This window comes from Xylanimonas allomyrinae (assembly GCF_004135345.1).
Classification (GTDB): Bacteria; Actinomycetota; Actinomycetes; order Actinomycetales; family Cellulomonadaceae; genus Xylanimonas; species Xylanimonas allomyrinae.
On record NZ_CP035495.1, the window covers coordinates 344,559 to 366,117 of the forward strand.

General features: G+C 72.2%; 15 protein-coding genes and 2 pseudogenes. All 17 read left to right on the top strand.

The window, feature by feature from the left end:
- Positions 1–71: 71 nt before the first annotated feature.
- Positions 72–1,484 (top strand): S8/S53 family peptidase, encoded by a 1,413-nt coding sequence (locus ET495_RS01530; protein ID WP_162616327.1) that lies wholly within the window; start codon positions 72–74, stop codon positions 1,482–1,484.
- On the top strand, positions 1,481–3,247 hold the full coding sequence (locus tag ET495_RS19085) for a hypothetical protein (protein WP_162616328.1): 1,767 nt from the start codon (positions 1,481–1,483) through the stop codon (positions 3,245–3,247). Before ET495_RS01530 ends, ET495_RS19085 begins: the two co-directional genes overlap by 4 nt.
- 79 nt (positions 3,248–3,326) lie before the next feature.
- Positions 3,327–4,454, top strand: coding sequence for a prolipoprotein diacylglyceryl transferase (locus ET495_RS18005; protein WP_211340889.1), 1,128 nt, complete (start codon positions 3,327–3,329; stop codon positions 4,452–4,454).
- Between the two features lie 119 nt (positions 4,455–4,573).
- The gene (locus tag ET495_RS19090; protein ID WP_129202061.1) at positions 4,574–6,094 is read left to right on the top strand and encodes a S8/S53 family peptidase; all 1,521 of its coding nucleotides are present in this window, start codon (positions 4,574–4,576) and stop codon (positions 6,092–6,094) included.
- A 17-nt stretch (positions 6,095–6,111) separates the two neighbouring features.
- A complete protein-coding gene (locus ET495_RS19095) occupies positions 6,112–7,707 on the top strand; it encodes a S8/S53 family peptidase (RefSeq protein WP_162616329.1) in 1,596 nt (531 codons plus the stop codon).
- Between the two features lie 17 nt (positions 7,708–7,724).
- A complete protein-coding gene (locus ET495_RS01555) occupies positions 7,725–9,305 on the top strand; it encodes a S8 family serine peptidase (RefSeq protein WP_162616330.1) in 1,581 nt (526 codons plus the stop codon).
- Complete coding sequence (locus ET495_RS01560; RefSeq protein ID WP_129202067.1) at positions 9,302–10,114, top strand: WXG100 family type VII secretion target; 813 nt, start codon at positions 9,302–9,304, stop codon at positions 10,112–10,114. The genes ET495_RS01555 and ET495_RS01560 overlap by 4 nt, the downstream gene beginning before the upstream one ends.
- A 5-nt stretch (positions 10,115–10,119) precedes the next feature.
- On the top strand, positions 10,120–10,539 hold the full coding sequence (locus ET495_RS01565; RefSeq protein ID WP_129202069.1) for a hypothetical protein: 420 nt from the start codon (positions 10,120–10,122) through the stop codon (positions 10,537–10,539).
- Positions 10,533–11,726: a hypothetical protein gene (locus ET495_RS01570; RefSeq protein ID WP_129202071.1), complete on the top strand. Its 1,194-nt coding sequence runs from the start codon at positions 10,533–10,535 to the stop codon at positions 11,724–11,726. Before ET495_RS01565 ends, ET495_RS01570 begins: the two co-directional genes overlap by 7 nt.
- Positions 11,723–12,049, top strand: a pseudogene (locus ET495_RS19585) (RDD family protein); the annotation flags it as partial. The gene ET495_RS01570 and the pseudogene ET495_RS19585, both read left to right, overlap by 4 nt.
- Before the next feature lie 257 nt (positions 12,050–12,306).
- Positions 12,307–12,840, top strand: a complete 534-nt coding sequence (locus ET495_RS18355) for an FHA domain-containing protein (protein ID WP_245993235.1) — start codon at positions 12,307–12,309, stop codon at positions 12,838–12,840.
- Positions 12,841–12,878: 38 nt separating this feature from the next.
- Positions 12,879–14,759: pseudogene (gene eccCa / locus ET495_RS18360) on the top strand (type VII secretion protein EccCa); the annotation flags it as partial.
- A gap of 428 nt (positions 14,760–15,187) precedes the next feature.
- Positions 15,188–16,738 (top strand): type VII secretion protein EccCb, encoded by a 1,551-nt coding sequence (eccCb, locus tag ET495_RS18365; protein WP_245993237.1) that lies wholly within the window; start codon positions 15,188–15,190, stop codon positions 16,736–16,738.
- Positions 16,739–16,844: 106 nt separating this feature from the next.
- Positions 16,845–17,474: a DUF4190 domain-containing protein gene (locus ET495_RS01590; RefSeq protein ID WP_129202075.1), complete on the top strand. Its 630-nt coding sequence runs from the start codon at positions 16,845–16,847 to the stop codon at positions 17,472–17,474.
- Entirely contained in the window at positions 17,471–18,166 is a 696-nt protein-coding gene (locus ET495_RS01595) for a hypothetical protein (protein WP_129202077.1), read from the top strand. The genes ET495_RS01590 and ET495_RS01595 overlap by 4 nt, the downstream gene beginning before the upstream one ends.
- A gap of 157 nt (positions 18,167–18,323) precedes the next feature.
- A complete protein-coding gene (locus ET495_RS01600) occupies positions 18,324–19,985 on the top strand; it encodes a GTPase (RefSeq protein ID WP_129202079.1) in 1,662 nt (553 codons plus the stop codon).
- Complete coding sequence (locus ET495_RS01605; RefSeq protein ID WP_129202081.1) at positions 19,982–21,553, top strand: GTPase; 1,572 nt, start codon at positions 19,982–19,984, stop codon at positions 21,551–21,553. The genes ET495_RS01600 and ET495_RS01605 overlap by 4 nt, the downstream gene beginning before the upstream one ends.
- The last annotated feature ends 6 nt before the right edge of the window (positions 21,554–21,559 follow it).

The window sequence follows — 21,559 nt, forward strand, 5'->3', positions numbered from 1 at the left end:
GGGTGGTGGTCGTTGGCGGGGGTGCGGCGGCGTGGGGTGTGGACGGGTCGTGGTGGTACGGGTCGTATGGCGTGGCTGAGGTGAATGCGCAGGGTGCGGATGGTCATGGGGTCACGGTCGCGGTGATCGATAGCGGGATCAACCCGCAGGTGCCGATGCTGGCGGATGCGGATCTGGTGGTGCATGAGCCGTCGTTCTGTTTGAACGAGGCGGATGATGCGCCGGCGGCTGCGGCGACGACTGATCTTTTCGGGTCGTGGCATGGCACGAATGTGGTGGCGCATCTGGTGGGGAATGGTCAGGGGTATGACGGGCAGTCCTCGGTGAGGGGGATCTCGCCGAAGGCGCGTGTGCGCTTCTATGACGACAGCGGCTACTACAGCCCGAACCCGGATGGCTCCTACAGCGCCGGCATCCTTTGCAACAGCGTGAACGACGTCGATGCGGTAGCGGCTGCGGTCGTGCAGGCGGTGGATGACGGTGCGGACATCATCTCCATCTCGCAGGAGACCAATACGGCGCCGGGCGATTTGTCGGCGGCGTTCGCGTATGCGATTCACGAAGGCGTGATCGTGGTCCATGGGATGTCCAACGACGGTGTGGCAGTCCTCCGTGTCAATGGTGGGGTGGCGGTGCAGGCGGTGGGGCCGGATCTGGAGCCTGCGACCCCGACTGCCCGGATCCGGGACATTGCACATCAGCGGGTCGTGATGGCTGCGGGTGGTCAGATGCTGGTGCAGGGGGATGTCACCACGGGTGATTGGGAGCCCACGGAGATCGCCGACGGTTCGTCGGTGGCGACGCCGTTGGTGGCGGGGATGTTGGCGGATGTGTGGAGCGTGTACCCGGACGCGACGGCCAACCAGTTGCTTCAGTCGTTGATCCGGAACACGGGCTCGGAGGATCACGAGCTGGGTTATGACGAGATCTTCGGGTACGGGCTGGCGTCGGTGGGGCACATGGTGCGGGCGGGTGACCCCGCCCAGTACCCGGACCAGAACCCGTTGATCGAGCCCTGGAGCGCCGACCGGGAGGGCTTTGAGCCTTCCCCGACGGCTGAGGAGATCGCGGCGGGTGTGCGTCCGTCGTGGGCGCCCGCGCTGGCGGCCGACCCGTCGGGCAAGACGTCGGACAAGGCGTCGGGTGATGGGTCGGGCGGCACGCAGGCGGGGCAGGCCCCGGCGGGTGCGGCCGGGTGGGGTGTGGGTCGGTGGGTGCTGGTTGGTGGTCTGGGTGTGGTCGGGCTGGTGCTGGTGGCGGGGGTGGTGACGGTCGTGGTGGTGCTGACGCGCCGGGGCCGCACGGTTCCCGGCCCCGCGGTACCGGTGCCCGGTACGGGCGTGCCACCCCAGGCCTGGCCACAACCACCAGGCCAGCCGGCACAGGGCCAGCCGGCACAGGGCCAGCTGTGGCGGGGCGACACGACGCCGAGTGACGGCCCGGTGCAGCCGGGCCACGGACAGCAGCAAGGAGAACGGCGATGACGTCGAAGACGGATGAGCTCAAGGCACTGGTGTCCGGGGAGGACTGGGCGATGCCCGGCGCCCAGCAGTTCGCGGAGCGGGCGCGTGACCTGATGGACGCGCTGCGTGGCATGGACACGGCACTGACCGGCACGGCGGGCGACGCCGCACGGGCCGCGCTGGTCGACATCACGAACACCTGCTCGACGGCGGTTGAGATGGCGGAGGCGGCTCTGCGGGACGTCGAGGAGGCGAACCGGGTGCGCGCCGCGCTCCGGAGCGAGCAGGACGGCATGCCCGAACTGCCTAAGGGCGCGAAGGAAGTGATCCTGACAGCCGCCGCCGGCACGGCCTTCACGGTCTTTGGTGCGCCGTTCCTGGCCGGCGCGGGGGCCATGGCCGCCGTTACGGCGTACCTGGACCACAAGCGTGAGGAGCATGCAGGCGCCGCGCTCGAGCGTGCGGAGAAGCAACTCAAGCCGCTTCTTCGGTTCGATGACGTCTTGCACACACGCCAACTACCGTCGACGAGCGTGGACGATGGCGACGACGAGGGGAACGGCACCTCCGCGGTGGGTGGGCCCGGCTCGTCCGGTGTCGGCAACCCGAGTGCCGGTGGGGGCCTCTCCTGGGGCGTGGGTGGTCCGGGCGCGGGGGCCCTGGGCAGCGCGGGGACCGTCTGGGACGTGGGGAGCACCGGCGGCTCGGCGGCCGCGAGCAGCGCCGGCTGGCAGTCGTCGCCAGGCCCGCTCGGCGGCGCCCCGGGAGCGGGGTACGAGCCGGGCGTGGCCCCGTCGTCAGGGGCGGCCGGGTCGGGGGTCTTCGGCGGCTCGTCCGGGCAGGTGCCCGGGTACGTGCCCGGCGCGGCGCCGTCGTCGGGGACGGGCATGTCCGCGGGCTTCGACGGCCTGGCGGGTTCGGCAGGCTCGGCGGGTTCGGCAGGCTCGGCGGGTTCGGCTGGCTCGTCGCACGGCTACGTGCCGGGTGCGCCACCCTCGTCGTCGGGCGGCTACGTGTCCGTAGACAGTGGTGCGGGCGGCGTCGGTTCCTGGGACGGCGGAGCCTGGGCCGCGGGCAGCGGCAGCGGTGCCGCTGGTGCGGGGTCCGGGGGTTTCGGCTCGGGCGGGATCGGCGCGGCAGGCTCCGTGGCGGGTCTGGGCGCTGCGGGCCTGACGGGCGCGCGCCTGGCCGCCGGACTGGGAGGGCTGACCGGCGGAGGATTCGGCGCCGGTCAGGCGTCGGGTTCCGCGGGTGGGCTGGGTTCCGCGGGTGGGTTCGGGTCTGCGGGCGGATCGGGCTCCGCGGGTGGGTTCGGGTCTGCGGGCGGATCGGGTGCTGCCGGCGGGCTCGGATCTGCGGGCGCGGGCGCGGGCGCCGGTTTCCGGTCTGCGGGAGGTGTCGGCGGGATCGGCTCGGGTGCGGGTGCGGGTGCGGGTGCGGGTGCGGGCGCTGGCGCAGGCGCTGGCTCCGGCGGCACAGGCATGGGCGGGGTCGGTGCCCGGGGGGCGGGCGCAGCCTCGGCCGAGCTCGCAGGCCGCGCCGGTGAGACGTCGTCCGGTGCCGCGGGTTCCGCGGGCGCGACCGGGGGTGCGGGTGCTGCGGGCGCTCGCGGTGGCAACACGTCGATGATGGGCGGCGGCATGGGCGCCGGTGGCGCGGGCGGAGACAAGAAGCGTCGCGGCCTGGGCGGGCTGCTGGCGCCGACCATCGAGGACGACGTCGAGCCTGTGAAGCTCCCGCCGCAGGCCGGGGCCGGGCGCCGCGAGCACAACGGAGAGGACTAGGGGTATGGGTGCCAAGATCACGGTCGAGGGCGAGCTGCTGACGCAGATCGCCAAGTTCTCCCGGACCCAGGGTGCGGGGGTGCGCAAGACGATCGACTACGTCAACTTGTTCTGCTGCCTGAACGACGCGATAGGGCTTTTGCTCAGTCTGTTGGAGCGCCCGTACCGAACGGTGCGAGAGGACTTGGTCCAGGCGATGTCCGCGATCGCCGACGCCCTGGACAAGCAGGCGGAGCACCTTGAGGCGTACCGCGCGGACACGGAGAGCGACGAGCAGGAGCGGATCGACACGATCCAGGGGCTAGTGGACGCCCTTGCGCAGATCAACGTCGACGTCAATGTCGCCGTCGGCCAGCCCGGAGCGGTGCCGGGCGGCGGTTACGGCGGTGGCGGCTATGGCGGTGGCGGCTATGGCGGTGGCGGCTATGGCGGTGGCGGTGGCGGCTATGGTGGCGGCGCGGGCGCGTTTGGCGGTGGCGGTGAGCTCGGGGGCGGGTTCGACGCCGACGAGCCCGGGAACGTGTCGGCTCCGCCGACGTCGACTGATGCCGGCGGCGACACCCTGAACGCAGGGTCACTGAACATCGAGTCGTCAGGCAACGGCGACGTCTACGTGATCCAGTCCGACGGCGATGTCACGTTCTCCAGCACCGGACCGTCCATCCGCGGCGCAGACGACGGCCCCACGGTCTCCCCGACGCTCGACCCCGAGGATCCCGCGCCGGGATACCAGGCATCCGCCGATGCGGCGTCTGTCGACCCAGCGCCCGACGGCCCGGGGGTGGCAGGGCCGGTGGGGTGGGAACCCGTGCCCGACGGCCTGCCGGAGTCGGACCCAACAGAGACCGAGCCGGCGCCGATGGATCCGGCGGCGACCGATCCCGCCGTGCCGGGCGAACCGGTCGCGGGGGCAGAGGCCGCAGACGGGCCGGACGGCTCGGCGACCGGGCTCGGCGACATCGCGCGGCTCATGGCGCAGGAACAGCATGACGCGCTGGAGTACCGCGTGCTGTGGGAGCGGATGGCGGACGGAGATCCGCTCGGCCGCTCGGCCGACGAGTTGCGGGACGCGTGGGAGAGCCGTGACGACGTGAACGGCATGCTCGAGGCGGCCCTGCGCTCGTCGGACGCGACGTCCCAGGCCACGGGCGCCTCCGCCACGACAGGGGTCGGTAAAGCCGCACCCGTGCTCGGCTCTCGGACGTGAGCCGGGCGCGATGGCGTTCCGCCGGTACGCGGTGTGCGCGGACGACGGAGGGTCGCCTGGTTGCTGCCGTGGTGGTGGCTGGGGTGGTGGTCGTTGGCGGGGGTGCGGCGGCGTGGGGTATGGACGGGTCGTGGTGGTACGGCTCGTATGGCGTGGCTGAGGTGAATGCGCAGGGTGCGGATGGTCATGGGGTCACGGTCGCGGTGATTGATGACGGGATTAACCCGCAGGTGCCGATGCTGGCGGATGCGGATCTGGAGGTGCATGAGCCGTCGTTCTGTATGAACGAGGCGGATGATGCGCCGGCGGCCGCGGCAACGACTGATCTTTTCGAGTCGTGGCATGGCACGAATGTGGTGGCGCATCTGGTGGGGAATGGTCAGGGGTATGACGGGCAGTCCTCGGTGAGGGGGATCTCGCCGAAGGCGCGGGTGCGCTTCTACGACGATAACGGCTACTACAGCCCGAACCCGGATGGCTCCTACAACCCCGGCATCCTCTGTGGCAGCGTGAACGACGTCGATGCGGTAGCGGCTGCGGTCGTGCAGGCCGTGGATGACGGTGCGGACATCATCTCCATCTCGCAGGAGACCATTACGGTGTCTGGCGATGATTTGTCGGTGGCGTTCGCGTATGCGATGCACGAAGGCGTGATCGTGGTCCACGGGATGTCCAACGACGGTGTGGCAACCCTCCGTGTCAATGGTGGGGTGGCGGTGCAGGCGGTGGGGCCGGACCTGAAGCCTGCGACCCCGACTGCCCGGCTCCAGGACTTTGGGCATCAGCGGGTCGTGATGGCTGCGGGTGGGCAGATGCTGGTGCAGGGGGACCCCACCACGGGTGATTGGCGGTCGCTGGAGATCGCCGACGGTTCGTCGTTTGCGACGCCGTTGGTGGCGGGGATGTTGGCGGATGTGTGGAGCGTGTACCCGGACGCGACGGCCAACCAGTTGCTTCAGTCGTTGATCCGGAACACGGGCTCGGAGGATCACGAGCTGGGTTATGACGAGATCTTCGGGTACGGGCTGGCGTCGGTGGGGCACATGGTGCGGGCGGGTGACCCCGCCCAGTACCCGGACCAGAACCCGCTGATCGAGCTCCGGAGTGTCGACCCAGAGAGGTCTGAGCCTTCCCCGACGGCTGAGGAGATCGCGGCGGGTGTGCGTCCGTCGTGGGCGCCCGCACTGGCAGCCGACCCGTCGACCGACCCGTCGGGCAAGACGTCGGGCAAGGCGTCGGGTGATGGGTCGGGCGGCACGCAGGCGGGGCAGGCCCCGGCGGGTGCGGCCGGGTGGGGTGTGGGTCGGTGGGTGCTGGTCGGTGGTCTGGGTGTGGTCGGGCTGGTGCTGGTGGCGGGGGTGGTGACGGTCGTGGTGGTGCTGACGCGTCGGGGCCGCACGGTTCCCGGCCCCGCGGTACCGGTGCCCGGTGCGGGCGTGCCACCCCAGGCCTGGCCACAACCACAGGGTCAGCCGGCACAGGGCCAGCCGGCACAGGGCCAGCCGACACCGGGCCAGCCGGCACCGGGCCAGCCGGCACCGGGTCAGTCGGCACCGGGTCAGCCGTGGCAGTCGTCGTCGTGGGTGGGTGACGGTCCGGTGCAGCCGGGTCAGGGAGTGCAGCACGGAGACCGGCCATGAGTTCGATGTGTGGTGGTGTGAACCGGTCGCTGAAGGGTGTTGGTCGCGCTGGGGTGAAGGCGTGCGCCGCCGTGGTGGTGGCTGGGGTGGTGGTCGTTGGCGGGGGTGCGGCGGCGTGGGGTGTGGACGGGTCGTGGTGGTACGGGTCGTATGGCGTGGCTGAGGTGAATGCGCAGGGTGCGGATGGTCATGGGGTCACGGTCGCGGTGATCGATAGCGGGATCAACCCGCGGGTGCCGATGCTGGCGGATGCGGATCTGGTGGTGCATGAGCCGTCGTTCTGTATGAACGAGGCGGATGATGCACCGGCGGCCGCGGCGACGACTGATTTCTTCGAGTCGTGGCATGGCACGAATGTGGTGGCGCATCTGGTGGGGAATGGTCAGGGGTATGACGGGCAGTCCTCGGTGAGGGGGATCTCGCCGAAGGCGCGTGTGCGCTTCTATGACGACAGCGGCTACTACCTCCCGAACCCGGATGGCTCCTTCAGTTCGCTTTTGAACTGCAGCAGCGTGAACGACGTCGATGCGGTAGCGGCTGCGGTCGTGCAGGCGGTGGATGACGGTGCGGACATCATCTCCATCTCGCAGGAGACGGGGGCGGCGGCGGGCAGTGATTTGTCGGTGGCGTTCGCGTATGCGATTCACGAAGGCGTGATCGTGGTCCACGGGATGTCCAACGACGGTGTGGCAGTCCTCCGTGTCAATGGTGGGGTGGCGGTGCAGGCGGTGGGGCCGGATCTGGAGCCTGCGACCCCGACTGCCCGGCTCCGGGACTTCTCGCATGAGCGGGTCGTGGTGGCTGCGGGTGGGCAGATGCTGGTGCAGGGGGACACCGACACTGGTGATTGGCGGCCACTGGGGCTCGCCGAGGGTTCGTCGTTTGCGACGCCGTTGGTGGCGGGGATGTTGGCGGATGTGTGGAGCGTGTACCCGGACGCGACGGCCAACCAGTTGCTTCAGTCGTTGATCCGGAACACGGGCTCGGAGGATCACGAGCTGGGTTATGACGAGATCTTCGGGTACGGGCTGGCGTCGGTGGGGCACATGGTGCGGGCGGGTGACCCCGCCCAGTACCCGGACCAGAACCCGCTGATCGAGCCCTGGAGCGCCGACCGGGAGGGCTTTGAGCCTTCCCCGACGGCTGAGGAGATCGCGGCGGGTGTGCGTCCGTCGTGGGCGCCCGCACTGTCAGCCGACCCGTCGACCGACCCGTCGGGCAAGACGTCGGGCAAGGCGTCGGGTGATGGGTCGGGCGGCACGCAGGCGGGGCAGGCCCCGGCGGGTGCGGCCGGGTGGGGTGTGGGTCGGTGGGTGCTGGTTGGTGGCCTGGGTGTGGTCGGGCTGGTGCTGGTGGCGGGGGTGGTGACGGTCGTGGTGGTGCTGACGCGCCGGGGCCGCACGGTTCCTCGCCCCGCGGTACCGGTGCCCGGTGCGGGCGTGCCACCCCAGGGCTGGCCACAACCACAGGGTCAGCCGGCACCGGGTCAGCCGGCACCGGGCCAGCCGGCACCGGGTCAGTCGGCACCGGGTCAGCCGTGGCAGTCGTCGTCGTGGGTGGGTGACGGTCCGGTGCAGCCGGGTCAGGGAGTGCAGCACGGAGACCGGCCATGAGTTCGATGTGTGGTGGTGTGAACCGGTCGCTGAAGGGTGTTGGTCGCGCTGGGGTGAAGGCGTGCGCTGCCGTGGTGGTGGCTGGGGTGGTGGTCGTTGGCGGGCGTGCGGCGGCGTGGGGTGTGGACGGGTCGTGGTGGTACGGGTCGTATGGCGTGGCTGAGGTGAATGCGCAGGGTGCGGATGGTCATGGGGTCACGGTCGCGGTGATTGATGACGGGATTAACCCGCAGGTGCCGATGCTGGCGGATGCGGATCTGGTGGTGCATGAGCCGTCGTTCTGTTTGAACGAGGCGGATGATGCGCCGGCGGCTGCGGCGTCGACTGATTTTTTCGAGTCGGGTCATGGCACGAATGTGGTGGCGCATCTGGTGGGGAATGGTCAGGGGTATGACGGTCAGTCCTCGGTGAGGGGGATCTCGCCGAAGGCGCGGGTGCGCTTCTACGACGATAACGGCTACTACAGCCCGAACCCGGATGGCTCCTACAACCCCGGCATCCTCTGTGGCAGCGTGAACGACGCCGATGCGACAGCGGCTGCGGTCGTGCAGGCCGTGGATGACGGTGCGGACATCATCTCCATCTCGCAGGAGACCATTACGGTGTCTGGCGATGATTTGTCGGTGGCGTTCGCGTATGCGATGCACGAAGGCGTGATCGTGGTCCACGGGATGTCCAACGACGGTGTGGCAAACCAACGTGTCAATGGTGGGGTGGCGGTGCAGGCGGTGGGGCCGGACCTGAAGCCTGCGACCCCGACTGCCCGGATCAGGGACATTGCACATCAGCGGGTCGTGATGGCCGCGGGTGGGCAGATGCTGGTGCAGGGGGACCCCACCACGGGTGATTGGCGGTCGCTGGAGATCGCCGGCGGTTCGTCGTTTGCGACGCCGTTGGTGGCGGGGATGTTGGCGGATGTGTGGAGCGTGTACCCGGACGCGACGGCCAACCAGTTGCTTCAGTCGTTGATCCGGAACACGGGCTCGGAGGATCACGAGCTGGGTTATGACGAGATCTTCGGGTACGGGCTGGCGTCGGTGGGGCACATGGTGCGGGCGGGTGACCCCGCCCAGTACCCGGACCAGAACCCGCTGATCGAGCTCCGGAGTGTCGACCCAGAGAGGTCTGAGCCTTCCCCGACGGCTGAGGAGATCGCGGCGGGTGTGCGTCCGTCGTGGGCGCCCGCACTGGCAGCCGACCCGTCGACCGACCCGTCGGGCAAGACGTCGGGCAAGGCGTCGGGTGATGGGTCGGGCGGCGCGCCGGCGGGGCAGGCCCCGGCGGGTGCGGCCGGGTGGGGTGTGGGTCGGTGGGTGCTGGTTGGTGGTCTGGGTGTGGTCGGGCTGGTGCTGGTGGCGGGGGTGGTGACGGTCGTGGTGGTGCTGACGCGTCGGGGCCGCACGGTTCCTCGCCCCGCAGTACCGGTGCCCGGTGCGGGCGTGCCACCCCAGGCCTGGCCACAACCACCAGGCCCGCCGACACAGGGCCCCCCGATTCCGGTCCCGCCGGCACAGGGCCCGTCATGGCATGCGCCGCCAGGAGCGCAGGGTGACTCGACACAACAAGCCCAGGAACAACAGCGAGGAGAGCGACGATGAGCTTCGGATACGTACCCTGCCCGGCGGACGCGCTGACGCCGCCGCCGCCAGTCCCGAACGACTGGGCGCAGTCGGCGCGAATGAACGCCGGGCTGGTGATCGGCGGCATCGACTGGGTCATCAAGTTCCTCACCGGCGAGAGCCCGCTAGAAAAGTGGGTGTTCAAGCCGCTCGCGGGCAACTGGGGTGAACTCGATCGGGGCGCCGCGGCGTGGTCGGCGGCAGGCAGAGCCATGAGCACGCTCAAGGACAACATGAACGCCGTCAAGGCGAACGTCGGCGACCAGTGGCAGGGGCAGACGGCCGACGCGTTCCTGGCGCTCGAGGCAGAGATGGCCGACAACCTGTCCGACCTGCCGTCGGCCTGCGACGAGGCCTCCGAGATGGTCTCGGCGCTGAGCGAGGCAGCCCAGGCGATCGCGGAGATGATTGCCACGGGCATCTCTGAGCTCGCCTCCCTCGCGGGCAAAGCGATTGCCTCTCTGGGGGTCCCTGGCGTAGGGGAGGCCGCCCAGCTGTACTGGCAACCACGCATCGCCGTCTCGCTGGCGAAATGGACCACGAAGATCACGAAGGCATTCAAGAAGTTCGCGGAGCTCGCCGAGAAGCTGACCGGCATCGCGAAGAAGATTTACGAGATCGTGAAGAAGATCGCCAAGATCGTCGTGAAGATCGCGCGGATGGTCGAGGACTTCAGGGAGAAATACCCCGAAGTCGAGTCGGCCGTCACCATCGGCATCTCTGCGGCGAACGCGGGCTCCAAGACCCTCGACGCCGCACAGAAGACCCTCGCGTGGGACGGGGTGTGAACACCATGGCAGACGAGCACGACGATCTGCGGGCAGCCATCGCGGAGATCCGCGAGTTCACCGCACAGACGCGCGCCGACGCGGCACGAGAGCGCGCCGCCCAGGCCGCCCGGGACACCTCTGAGGACGACGAGGCGGCCGCATCGCGGCGCAAGGGCGAGCAAGGTCAGGACTGGCAGCGCCTCCAGCAACGCATCGACCTGCGGCAGACGACGCTCGCCGACATCGTCAGCGGAGTCGACCGGTCAGCCGAGGCGCGCCGGGTCCGCCAGCACGTGATCGCGAACCTTGTCGTCGCAAAGGAGAAGGCGGCCCAGCAACCGGAGAACGAAGAGGTCATTGCCGCGCGAGAAGCCGAGAACCAGGCCAGGCAGGAGTTGACCGACGCGCTCGCGGCCCTGTCGCGCCCGCGGCCCCCGTGGTGACGGCACCGGCGGTGCGGCGTGTCGCGCTCCTGGACGGCGCGCAGCGGATCGACCTGGCGATTCCCCTCACGAGCACCGTGGGAGACGCCCTCGCCCAGGCGGGGGTCGACGGGAGGTCCGCGGACGTCGTCCTGATCGGCTCCGCCGCAGGCATCGGGCCGCACACCCGCGTCGCAGATCTCGCGGACGGCGCGCTCGTCACCGTGCTGCACCCCGACCGGGGGCACCCCCGCGGCACGCCCGCGCCCGCGCCCGTGCCGTCGAGGGCGACGACCGAGCGGGTCGGGCGATGGGGCCTTGTCGCGGCGAGCGTGCTGGTCGTCGGAGTGGTGCTGCTGCTCGGCCACGGACGTCACGGCGCGGGTGCCACCCACCTTGCCGTGCTCACGGCCTCAGCGGCGGTGGGCGCGGTCGCGATCGCAGGCACCGTCGTCGCCGGGCTGCACACGCGCGCCACCCTGGCCGCGACCGGAGCATGGGCGTCGGCCCTCGCGGGTGTCTGGGGCCTGGGGCTGGGCCTGGCGTGGGACGCGCGCCTGTGTGCCGCCCTCACGGTCGCTGCGGTGCCGCTGGCCGTGCGTGCGCTACCGGGGCTCGTGCTGCGGCTGCCCGACGAGTTGCTGCTGGACTCGCCGCGGTTCATGGAGACTCGCTGGAGCGTGCGCATGCCCGAAGTGACCGATCCGGGCGCTGTCGACGGCCAGGCCATCAGCGCACGGGTCCTGGCCGCCCGCCAGGCGCGCAGCAGCGCGACGGCGCTGCTCGCAGCCACCGGGGCGGCGGCCCTGCCAGCAGCGGTTGGGACACGACCGGGGCAGGGCCTCGTCCTCGTCGGGCAGGTCGCGTTGCTCCTCTGCTATGCAGCGGCAACCTCGCTGCTGGGCAGGGCGAGCACCAGCGCGGTGCAACGCTGGGCGCTGCGTGCCACGGCCGCCGTCCCGTGCGCCCTCGGCGTCGCGCTGACGTTGAACGTCGCCGAACGCCGGCTCGACCCGGCGGTGGCCGCGGCGCTGCTCGGCGTCGGAGTGGCCACGGCGCTGGTTGCTCCCGCCATCGCCCGCGGGGCACGGTCCCTCGTGCTCTCGCGCGCCGCTGACATCGCCGAGGCCCTGGTCATCGCGCTGGCCCTGCCTGCCGGCCTGCTCGCGGGCGGCGCCGTCCAGGTCGCCAGGGCGGTCGCGGCATGAGCACGCCCACAACCCGACCGGCGACCGCAGGCGCGCGCCTGGCGGCGTTCACCCTCGACGCCGTGGCCGTCACCGCGCTGGGCGCAGGCGTGGGGATCGCGGCCTCGTCCGCGGTGCTCGGGCTGCTCGTGGCCGTGGAGGCGTGCGTGGCCCTGCTGGTGTGGGAGGCACGCACAGGGCTGACGGTCGGCAACGCCGCCCTGGGACTGCGCACGGTGCAAGACGGCGCACCATGCAGTCCCGGCACGGGCCGGGAGTTGGCGCGCTTCGTCGTGCTCGCCACCGGTGCGCTGGTGGCGGGGGCGGGCGCCTGGGTCGTGGCAGCCTCAGGCGCGTTCGACGCCACGCGGCGCGGACGCACATGGGCAGACAAAGCGGCCGGCACGGCCGTGCTCGTCGTGGCGCGCCGCGCGCAGGCCGCCGGCGCGGGCGCCCTGCCCCACCCCCTGCCCCGGCCGCCGCCCCCGCACCCGGCACGGTCGGCACGTTCCTGCCCGCCGGGGGCGCCCCGGCGCCATCGTTCGGCACGACTGCAGGTGGCACGCAGTCCCACAGGGACGAGTGGTTCGCGGCGACGCCCGTGTTCGCTCCGCCCGCCGGGCACGCGATCGCCGCGGACCAGCTCGGCCCGCTCTCCCACACCTCGATGCACGGCGACGTCGCGCTCGCCCTGGCTGGGCCCGGGGGCGCGGGCGCCGCATCGCTCCTGCTCGCGTTCGACACCGGGCAGCGCGAGTACCTGCCATGGGGCGTGACGGCCGTGCTCGGCCGCCGCCCGACGCCCACCGTGCCCGGCGAGAGCGTCATCACCGTCCTTCAGGACGGCGGCACCGTGTCCAAGAACCACCTGCGCGTCGAGCACGCCGACGACGGCGTGTGGGTCACCGACCTCGGCTCCACCAACGGCTCGGTGCTCGTCGCCGAGGACGGCACCCGCACCGCCGCAGTCCCCGGAGCCAGGCTCGCGCTCGACGACGGGGTGCGCGTGCGCATCGGCGACCGGAGCTGGACGGCCACGCTGATCCAGGGGAGGACTGAGATGGCCAGACGCCTTGCGGTGCCTCGTGTCCCGTCAGGGACCATCACGCTCCAGCCCCGCCCGAGCTGTCGGTGAGCGACGGCACCAACTCGCTGCTGACCACCATGCTGCCGATGCTCGGGTCGGTCGGCGGCGTTGTCATGGTGGCGATGTCCGGCGCCGGTGCGGCCGGCATGGTCGGCGGGGGCATGTTCCTCGTGTCGTCGCTCGGCTTCGCGGTCACCAACGGCTGGCGTCAGCGCTCTCAGCGTGCCGCCGAGGTCGTGGGCCAGCGCCGCGAGTACCTGACGTACCTCGCCGAGCTGCGCCGCACCGTGCGCACGGCCGCGCGCCAGCAGCGACGCGCCGCGACCTGGCGGCACCCCGCCCCGCAAGCCCTGGTCTTCCTCGCCGACGAACGCACGCGCGTGTGGGAGCGCGGGCGCACCGACACCGACTTCCTCGACCTGCGGATCGGCACCAGCGAGCAACCGCTGTGCCTGAACCTCGAGGCGCCCGAGCTGCCGCCCCTGGCCCAGCTCGATCCCGTCTGCGCGTCGGCCGCGCACCGCTTCATGCTCACTCACGGATCCCAGCCCGACCTGCCCACCTCGCTGCCGCTGACCGGCTACGCCACCGTCGAGGTCACCGGCACCGAGGCGCGGGTGCGGTCGCTGGCCCGCGCCATCGTCCTTCAGGCGGCCGTCCATCACGACCCCGACGACCTCGTGATCGCCGTCGTCGCCTCGCACGACGCCGCCGCCGAGTGGGAGTGGGTCAAATGGCTGCCGCACGCCCACTCCCGCCGCGAGTCGGACGGCGCAGGGCCGGCCCGCATGATCGTGCCCTCCTGGGAGCCGCTCGAGGCACTGCTGCCCGAGGGCGCGACCGCACGCCCCACGGGCATCGGCGCGACACCCGACGGCCCCCACCTGCTCCTGGTCGCGGACGGGGTGGCGCTGCCGGCCGACCATCCCTTCGCGCGCCCAGGCGGGACCGCCGGGGTCACCGTGCTCGACCTGCCCGAGGCATGGGGGCCGATGGAGCACGAAGGCGTCGCCCGGCTCGCGCTCGACGACGACGGCACCGCGCAGGTGCTCGACCTGCGCACCGGCGCATGGCAGTTCACGCCGGACACGGCGACGACGGTCGATGCGGAGGCCGCCGCGCGCCGGCTCATGCCGCTGTACGGCGGCGTCGCCGAGGAGGCCTCGCCCGGCGCCGCCGTCAGGCGCCAGCTCGGACTGACGGAGCTGCTGGGCCTGCCCGACGTCCGCGACCTCGACCTCGACGCGGCGTGGCGCTACCGGGCAGGGCAGCAGCGGCTGCGCGTGCCGGTCGGGCAGGACACCGCGGGGGTGCCGCTGATCCTCGACATCAAGGAGTCCGCCGAGCAGGGCATGGGACCGCACGGCGTGCTCATCGGCGCCACCGGCTCGGGCAAGTCGGAGGTGCTGCGCACCCTGGTGCTCGCACTGGCACTGACCCACTCGCCCGAGCAGCTCAACTTCGTGCTCGTCGACTTCAAGGGTGGTGCGACGTTCGCCGGCATGGCCGACATGCCCCACGTCTCGGCCATCATCACCAACCTGGGTGAGGAGCTCTCGCTCGTCGACAGGTTCCAGGACGCCCTGACCGGCGAGATCACGCGGCGCCAGGAGGTGCTGCGAGCGGCGGGCAACTTCGCGAACGTCGGCGACTACGAGGCCGCGCGTCGCTCCACCCGCCCCGATCTGCCACCGCTGCCGGCGCTGCTCATCGTCGTCGACGAGTTCTCCGAGCTGCTGGCCGCCAAGCCCGAGTTCGTCGACTCGTTCGTCAACATCGGCCGTGTCGGCCGCTCCCTGCACGTCCACCTGCTCATCGCCTCCCAGCGCCTGGAGGAGGGCAAGCTGCGCGGCCTGGACACCTACCTGTCCTACCGTGTGGGCCTGCGGACCTTCTCGGCCGCCGAGTCACGCTCCATCCTCGGCGTGCCCGACGCCGTCGACCTGCCACGCGAACCAGGCGTCGGCTACCTCAAGGTCGGCACCGAGGCCATCGTCCAGTTCCGCGCCGCGTACGTCTCCGGCAAGCTCGCGCCACGCAGCGAACAGAGCGCCGCGACCACGCCCGCGGCCGGCGAGGCGTCGGCACGCGGCCCCGTGCACCTCGAGCTCTTCACGGCCGCGCCACGGCCGATCCAGCAGGCGCCCGAGGCGCCCGCCACCCCGGCGGCCCCGAAAGCCCCGCAGGCCGCCACGGACGACGTCGAAAGGATCATGTTCGACGTCGCCGTCGAGGCGATGCGCGGGCGAGGGCCCGAGGCGCACCGCGTCTGGCTGCCGCCCCTGGAGCGACCCGAGTCGCTCGACCGCATGCTCACCGACCTTGCCCCCGACCCCGCGCTCGGCCTCACCAGCGCCTCCTGGCGCGAGACCGGCCGACTGCGCGTCCCCTCGGCGTGGTCGACGTGCCCCTCGAACAGCGACGCGAAGCGCTCGTCGTCGACCTGTCCGGAGCGGCCGGCCACATGGTCGTCGTCGGGCGGCCGTTGTCCGGCAAGTCCACGCTCCTGCGGACCGCCGTCACGGCGCTCGCCCTGACCACCACCCCGCTCGAGACGCAGTTCTACGTGCTCGACTTCGGCGGCGGCACGTTCACCGCGCTGCGCGGACTGCCTCACCTGGCCGGTCTCGCGATGCGTTCCGAACCCGACGCCGTCCGGCGCACGATCGCCGAGATCTCCGGGATCGTCGACGCGCGGGAGGTCTACTTCCGCGACGCGGGCGTCGACTCCATGGAGACCTACCGCCAGCGGCGCGCGGCAGGCCAGGCGGACGACGGGTGGGGCGACATCTTCCTCGTCGTCGACGGCTGGGCCACCCTGCGCGCGGAGTTCGAAGAGCTCGAGCAGCAGATCATCGCGATCGCGGCACGCGGACTCACCTACGGCGTCCACGTGATCCTCACCGCCAACCGCTGGATGGAGATGCGCCCGCAGATCCGCGACGTCATCGGCACCCGGTTCGAGCTGCGGCTCGGTGACCCGTCCGACTCCGAGGTGGACCGCAAGGCGGCCCGCAACGTGCCCGAGTCGCTGCCCGGGCGCGGCCTGACGCCGTCCGGCCTGCACCTGCTGTCCGCGCTGCCGCGCATCGACGGCGACGGTGCCGCAGAGACCCTCGCCGACGGCGTGGCCGACCTCGTCGCGCGCGTGCAGTCCGCGTGGCACGGCCCCGCCGGGCCGAAGCTGCGGATGCTGCCCGAGCGCATCGACCTGCCGCAGGTCCAGGCACTGGCAGGACCCGAGGACCGGCGTCTGCTGCTCGGCGTCGACGAGCAGGCCCTCGCCCCGTTCGGCCTCGACCTGCGCACCAGCCCGCACCTGTACGCCTTCGGCGACGCAGAGACGGGCAAGTCCTCGCTGCTGCGAGCCTGCGCGGCCGAGATCGTGCGCCTGTACGGACCCTCCGAGGCCAAGATCTTCGTCGTCGACTACCGGCGGGCGCTGCTCGACGAGGTCCCGCCCGAGTACCTGGGCGCCTACCTCACGTCGCACGAGCTGGCCTCGGGAGGGATGTCGGAGCTCGCCGCGCTGTTCTCCAGCCGCATCCCCGGCCCCGGCGTGACCGCGGAGGAGCTGCGTGCGCGCTCGTGGTGGAAGGGCGCCGAGGGCTTCGTCCTCATCGACGACTACGACCTGGTCTCCACCTCCCAGGGCAACCCGATCCTGCCGCTCGTCCCGCTGCTCGCCCAGGCCTCCGACGTCGGGCTGCACGTCGTCGTCGTACGGAGATCGGGTGGTGCGTCACGCGCGCTGTACGACCCAGTCCTCCAGCGCCTCGGCGACCTGGGTGCCACCGGCATCCTGCTGCCCGGCAACCCCGAGGAGGGCGCGCTCATCGGGCGGGTCAAGCCCGCGGCCGGGCCACCGGGCCGCGTGCAGGTGGTCTCACGCGAGCGGGGCGTGTTCCGCGGGCAGCTCGCATTCACCCCCTCGAGCCACGGGTAACGGCTCGCGGCGAGGGAAGGTGCCGATACAGATGACGAAGGACGATGTGGAGCACGTGAATACTGAGCCGTCAGAAGGGACCCCGGCCGGCACCGGCACGAGCCCCGTGTACCCGACGCCTCTCCCCGGGGGCTACCCGCAGCAGCTTCCGTACCCCCAAGGGGCTCCGCCGTACCTGGCGCCGGCTCCTGGCGGTGACGCGCCGGGGGCGCCGTACCTGGCGCCGGCTCCCGGCGGTGACGCGACGGGGACGCCGTACCTGGCGCCGGCTCCCGGCGGGTACGCGACGGGGACGCCGTACCTGGCGCCGGCTCCCGGGGGTTACGCGCCGGGGGCGCCGTACCAGAACCAGTACCACTCCGTCGTGTCGCCCTCCTACCGCCCGCCCCAGGACGCGGTCGACGCCGGCCGGGGTCTCGGGCTGGCCGCCCTGTGCACGGCGTTCTTCTGCCCGTTCGCAGGAGTGATCCTCGGGTTCATGGCCCGATCCCGGTCCGCCGCATCGGGCTACAAGAACACGCCGGCGTCCATCGGCCTCTGGGTCGGCACCATCCTCAGCTTTGTCTGGATCTTGGCTGCGGTGCCGCTGGTCAGCGAACTATTCGTCTCCCTCCAGGCGTCCGGTCCAGGCGACGCGGCGTACGACCCGGGGGTCAGCGTCGTGCACTGGGTTCCCCAGGCCGAGGGCGGGATCGGCGATGTCCTCGTCGTCGAGGAGCCGGGAGGTTCACGATGACCGACCCGGCGTGGCGCAACGAGGCGTGGGCGCCGGCGCCAGGACAGGTCGCAGGCCGGCCCGCCCCGGGCGCAGCCGCGTACCCCGGCGGTCCGGTGCAGCCTGCGCAGCCTGTGCAGCCTTACGGACCCCTGCAATGGGCGCCGCCACGGCAGACGACCAAGCTCCTGGGCGACCTGTCCACGGTCTATGTGGTCGTGGCCGACAGCCGCTGGATCCACACCATGGTGTGCAGCATCGGCCGCGACTGGTTCGGAGCCACCTACAACTTCGGCTCCCAGAACTACAAGCTCAAGCGCAGGCACAGCATCAGCATGGACATCGGCGGGAAGCTCGAGAACGCGTTCGACCCGACGAACGGGCTCGCCAAACCCTACGGGTGCTTCACGGTGTCGTGGCGACTGACGCCGCGCGGATACACCGTCGTTCGGGCTCGCGTCGACAGCCTTGGCATCGTGTCCAGCTACTCCCTCAACCACGAGGCCTTCCCTCGGTTCGCCTACATGCTCTTCCAGGAGTTCTACGGGAACCGCACGCTCGTCTGGGTGGGCGAACTGCGCGATCCGTGGGACTCCGACATTCTCAAGTGGCCCGCAGCTCCCGTCTCGCCGACCCCGCGGCCACCGGACGATGCCAGCGAGAAGGCGGTGTGGGACGCCGTCGCCGCAGGGTGGGAGATCCCGAAGTTCTAGGAGCCGAGCCAAAGCTCGGCTGGAGGATCGGGAGACACGGACGGGCCAGGCGGGGCCGCCGGATCGGGCTCGCAGGGTTCGTTCCGGTCTTGGCGCAGGTCAACGCGATAGGCTGGCCAACGTTTGGCTCGGCCCTCCGACCTTCCAGGATGACACCGTGACACTGCCCCAGGGACCGCGCGCCGCCCGCCCCATCGCGGGCCGACCCGACCCCGCCGTGGCGGACGAGCTCGGCCTGACGGTCTACGACGTCGCCCGCGACCTGCGACGCGACGTCGAGGACGTCCGCCTGCCGCTGCCGATCGACGGCGCGGCCGAGGCCGAGGCTTCGCGCGGGCGACTGATCGCCCAGCTCGACGAGCACCTGCTGCCGCGTCTGCGCGAGCTGTCGTCGCCCGCGATCGTCGTCGTCGCCGGGTCGACAGGGGCCGGCAAGTCCACGCTGTACAACTCGCTGCTGGGCGAGGAGGTGTCGCTCGCCGGGGTGCTGCGCCCCACGACGCGCGAGCCCGTGCTGGCCTTCAACCCCGCAGACCGGGACGTCGTGCAGGCGGGGCCCGCGACCGAGGCGTCCCGCGTCGTCTACCACGACGGCGTCCCTCGCGGCACGGCCCTGCTCGACGCCCCCGACCTCGACTCGTTCCTCTCCGAGAACCGGACGACGGCGCAGCAGCTCCTCGAAGCGGCCGACCTGTGGCTCTTCGTCACGACGGCCTCGCGCTACGGCGACGCACTGCCCTGGCAGGCCCTTTCGCGCGCCACGGAGCGCGGAGCGTCGGTCGCGATGGTCCTCAACCGCGTCCCCACGGAGACGCTCACGACGATCCGTGCCGACCTCATGCAACGCCTGCGCGAGCACGGGATGACGGACGTGCCGCTGTTCGTCGTGCCCGACGTCGGCCCGCACGAGGGCCTGCTCGAAGCGAGGACCGTGGCGCCCGTGCGCCGCTGGCTGCGGCTCCTGGCCGGACCAGAGCGTTCGCGCGCCGTCATCGTCCGCACGCTGAAGGGCGCACTCGGCGCCCTGCCTGCGTGGGTCACGGCGCTCGCGGAGGCCGTCGAGGAGCAGGGCGAGGCGGCCGCGCGGATCCGCGCGGCCATCGAGAAGGAGCGCCCCGACGCCGAGCGGCTCGCGCGCACCGGCGTCGCCGCGGGAGTCGTCGCGGGCGCCGCGGTCGAGGCACGGTGGCGCGAGCTGTCCGGCAGCGCGAAGGTCGACCGCGTCAAGATCCGCGACGGCGTCGTGCGTTCGACCCGGCGGGCCGGGCGCAAGCGCGAGGAGGCGCTGGTCGCGCTGCGTTCGGACGTCGAGGCCGCCGCCTCCCGCACGCTCGTGGCCGCGGGCGGTCGCGTCGAAGAGCGGCTGCGCGCGGTGCTCACCGGGCCGGGCGCCCCCGCCGGAGGCGGCGCCGCCCTGCCCGACGCCGCCGCGCGGGCCCGCGACCGCGAGTCGAAGATCGTCGCGTCGGTCACGGCGTGGTCGGCGAGCGTCTCCGGCGTCGTCGACGGCTTCGGGGCGGGCGAGCACGCCGAACGGGTGGCCGCCGCCGTCAAGGCGTTCGGGCCGCAGGGCCTGGGCACGCTGCTGCTCGCCTCGGCCGCGGGAAGCGCCGACGCCGAGCGGCTCCTCGTCCGCGTCTTCGCGGAAGCCCACGCCGAGCCCGTGAAGACCTTGCGCGCCGACCTCGGCGAGCGTGCGGTCGCCGTCGTCGGCGACGAGCTCGACGCCGTCCTGGGCGTGCTCGACACCCCGAACCTCGCCGACGACGCAGCCTCCGGGCTGCGGGTGCGGCTCGCCGAGCTGAGGAGACTGACGTGACGGACGACGCGACGCTGCGGGCGCGGACAGACGCGCTCGCCCAGGCGCTGACGGTGGCCCACGACCGCCTCGACGCACCCACGACGGCCCGCGTGCAACAGGCCGTCGACGGCGTGCGCGAGCGGCTGGCGCTCGGCGTCGAGCACACCGTGGTGGCGCTCGCGGGCGGCACCGGCTCGGGCAAGTCGTCGCTGTTCAACAAGATCTGCCGCCTCACGTTCGCCGACGTGGGCATCAAGCGTCCGACGACGGCGCGCGTCACCGCGTGCTCATGGGACGACGGCGCGCAGGCGCTGCTCGACTGGATCGGCGTCGACCGCGAGCGCCGCATCGTGCAGGCCGACGAGCTGGAGGGTGACGAGGCGCTCGACGGGCTCGTGCTGCTCGACCTGCCGGACCACGACTCGGTCGAGCCGCGGCACCGCGAGGTCGTGGACCGGGTCCTGCCGCTGGTCGACCTGCTGATCTGGGTGGTGGACCCGCAGAAGTACGCCGACGACGCGCTCCATTCGGGGTACCTGCGCGATTCGGTGGGCATGGAGGCGTCGATGCTGGTGCTCCTCAACCAGATCGACACGGTGCCGGCGGGCCGTCGTGAGGAGCTGCTCGGCGACCTCAACCGCCTGCTGGAGGACGACGGCCTGGTGGGGGTGCCGGTGATCGCGGTGTCCGCGCGCACGGGTGAGGGCGTCGCGCAGGTGCGTGAGCTGCTCGAGGAGGTGTGCGAGCGTCAGACCGTCGCCGCGGGCCGTGCCGCGGGTGAGCTCGACGGTGCGGCCCGGTTGCTGCTGGCGCAGATGCCGGCCGACGTGCCGTGGCAGCTGGAGCCGGCGGTGGAGCGTGAGCTGCCGGCGCTGGTCGAGGCGACGGGTCTTGACGCGGTCGCCGGGCAGGTGGGTGCCGCCGTACGGAACGGGTACGGGATGCCGGAGTTCCCGCCGCCGGACCGTGACGCGGTGACGTTGTCGCGGGCGCGGTGGCTGACGCGTGCGGGTGCGGCGCTTCCGCCGGGGTGGCAGCGTTCGCTGGCCGAGTCGGTGCAGGGCGCGGACACGTTGCGTGCGTGCGTGGCGGAGGCGGTGCGGTCGGTGGGGCTGGACGTGACCGGTCCGGCGCACGCGCGCGTGGTGCGGCGGGCGGCGTGGGTGTCGGCCGGTGTGGGCGCCGCGGTGGGGGTGCTGGCGGGGCTGGTGAGCGGCGGTGTGGTGGTGCTGCCCGACGCCTGGCCGGTGGTGCTGTGGGCCGTGGCCGGCGTGTTGGTGCTGGCGGGTGCGGGGCTGGCGGTGGGCGCCGCGGTGACGCGGCGGCGGCTGGCTCGGCGCCGGGCCGAGGGCGTGGCGGCCGAGGGCAGGGCGGTGCTCGAACGGGTGCTCGCGGACGGCCTGGGGGCGCCGACGGTGCGGCTTCTCGCCGCGCACCGGCAGGTGCGCGAGCTGGCGAGGTCGGCGCGCGAGTCCGACGTCGCGGGGCCGGGGGACACGGGCGCGAGCACGTCCCCAACGGCTGGCGGCCTGGGGGCGTCCACACCGGAGCCTGCGGGGGGCGCGCGGACGCCGGCGCCCGCCTGATCCTCC

Excerpts from the sequence above, each read along its gene's own strand:
- ET495_RS01595 (WP_129202077.1), top strand. The coding sequence starts at position 17,471 with ATGACCGACCCGGCGTGGCGCAACGAGGCGTGGGCGCCGGCGCCAGGA.
- ET495_RS01560 (WP_129202067.1), top strand. The coding sequence starts at position 9,302 with ATGAGCTTCGGATACGTACCCTGCCCGGCGGACGCGCTGACGCCGCCG.
- ET495_RS19090 (WP_129202061.1), top strand. The coding sequence starts at position 4,574 with ATGGACGGGTCGTGGTGGTACGGCTCGTATGGCGTGGCTGAGGTGAAT.
- ET495_RS01565 (WP_129202069.1), top strand. The coding sequence starts at position 10,120 with ATGGCAGACGAGCACGACGATCTGCGGGCAGCCATCGCGGAGATCCGC.
- ET495_RS19085 (WP_162616328.1), top strand. The coding sequence starts at position 1,481 with ATGACGTCGAAGACGGATGAGCTCAAGGCACTGGTGTCCGGGGAGGAC.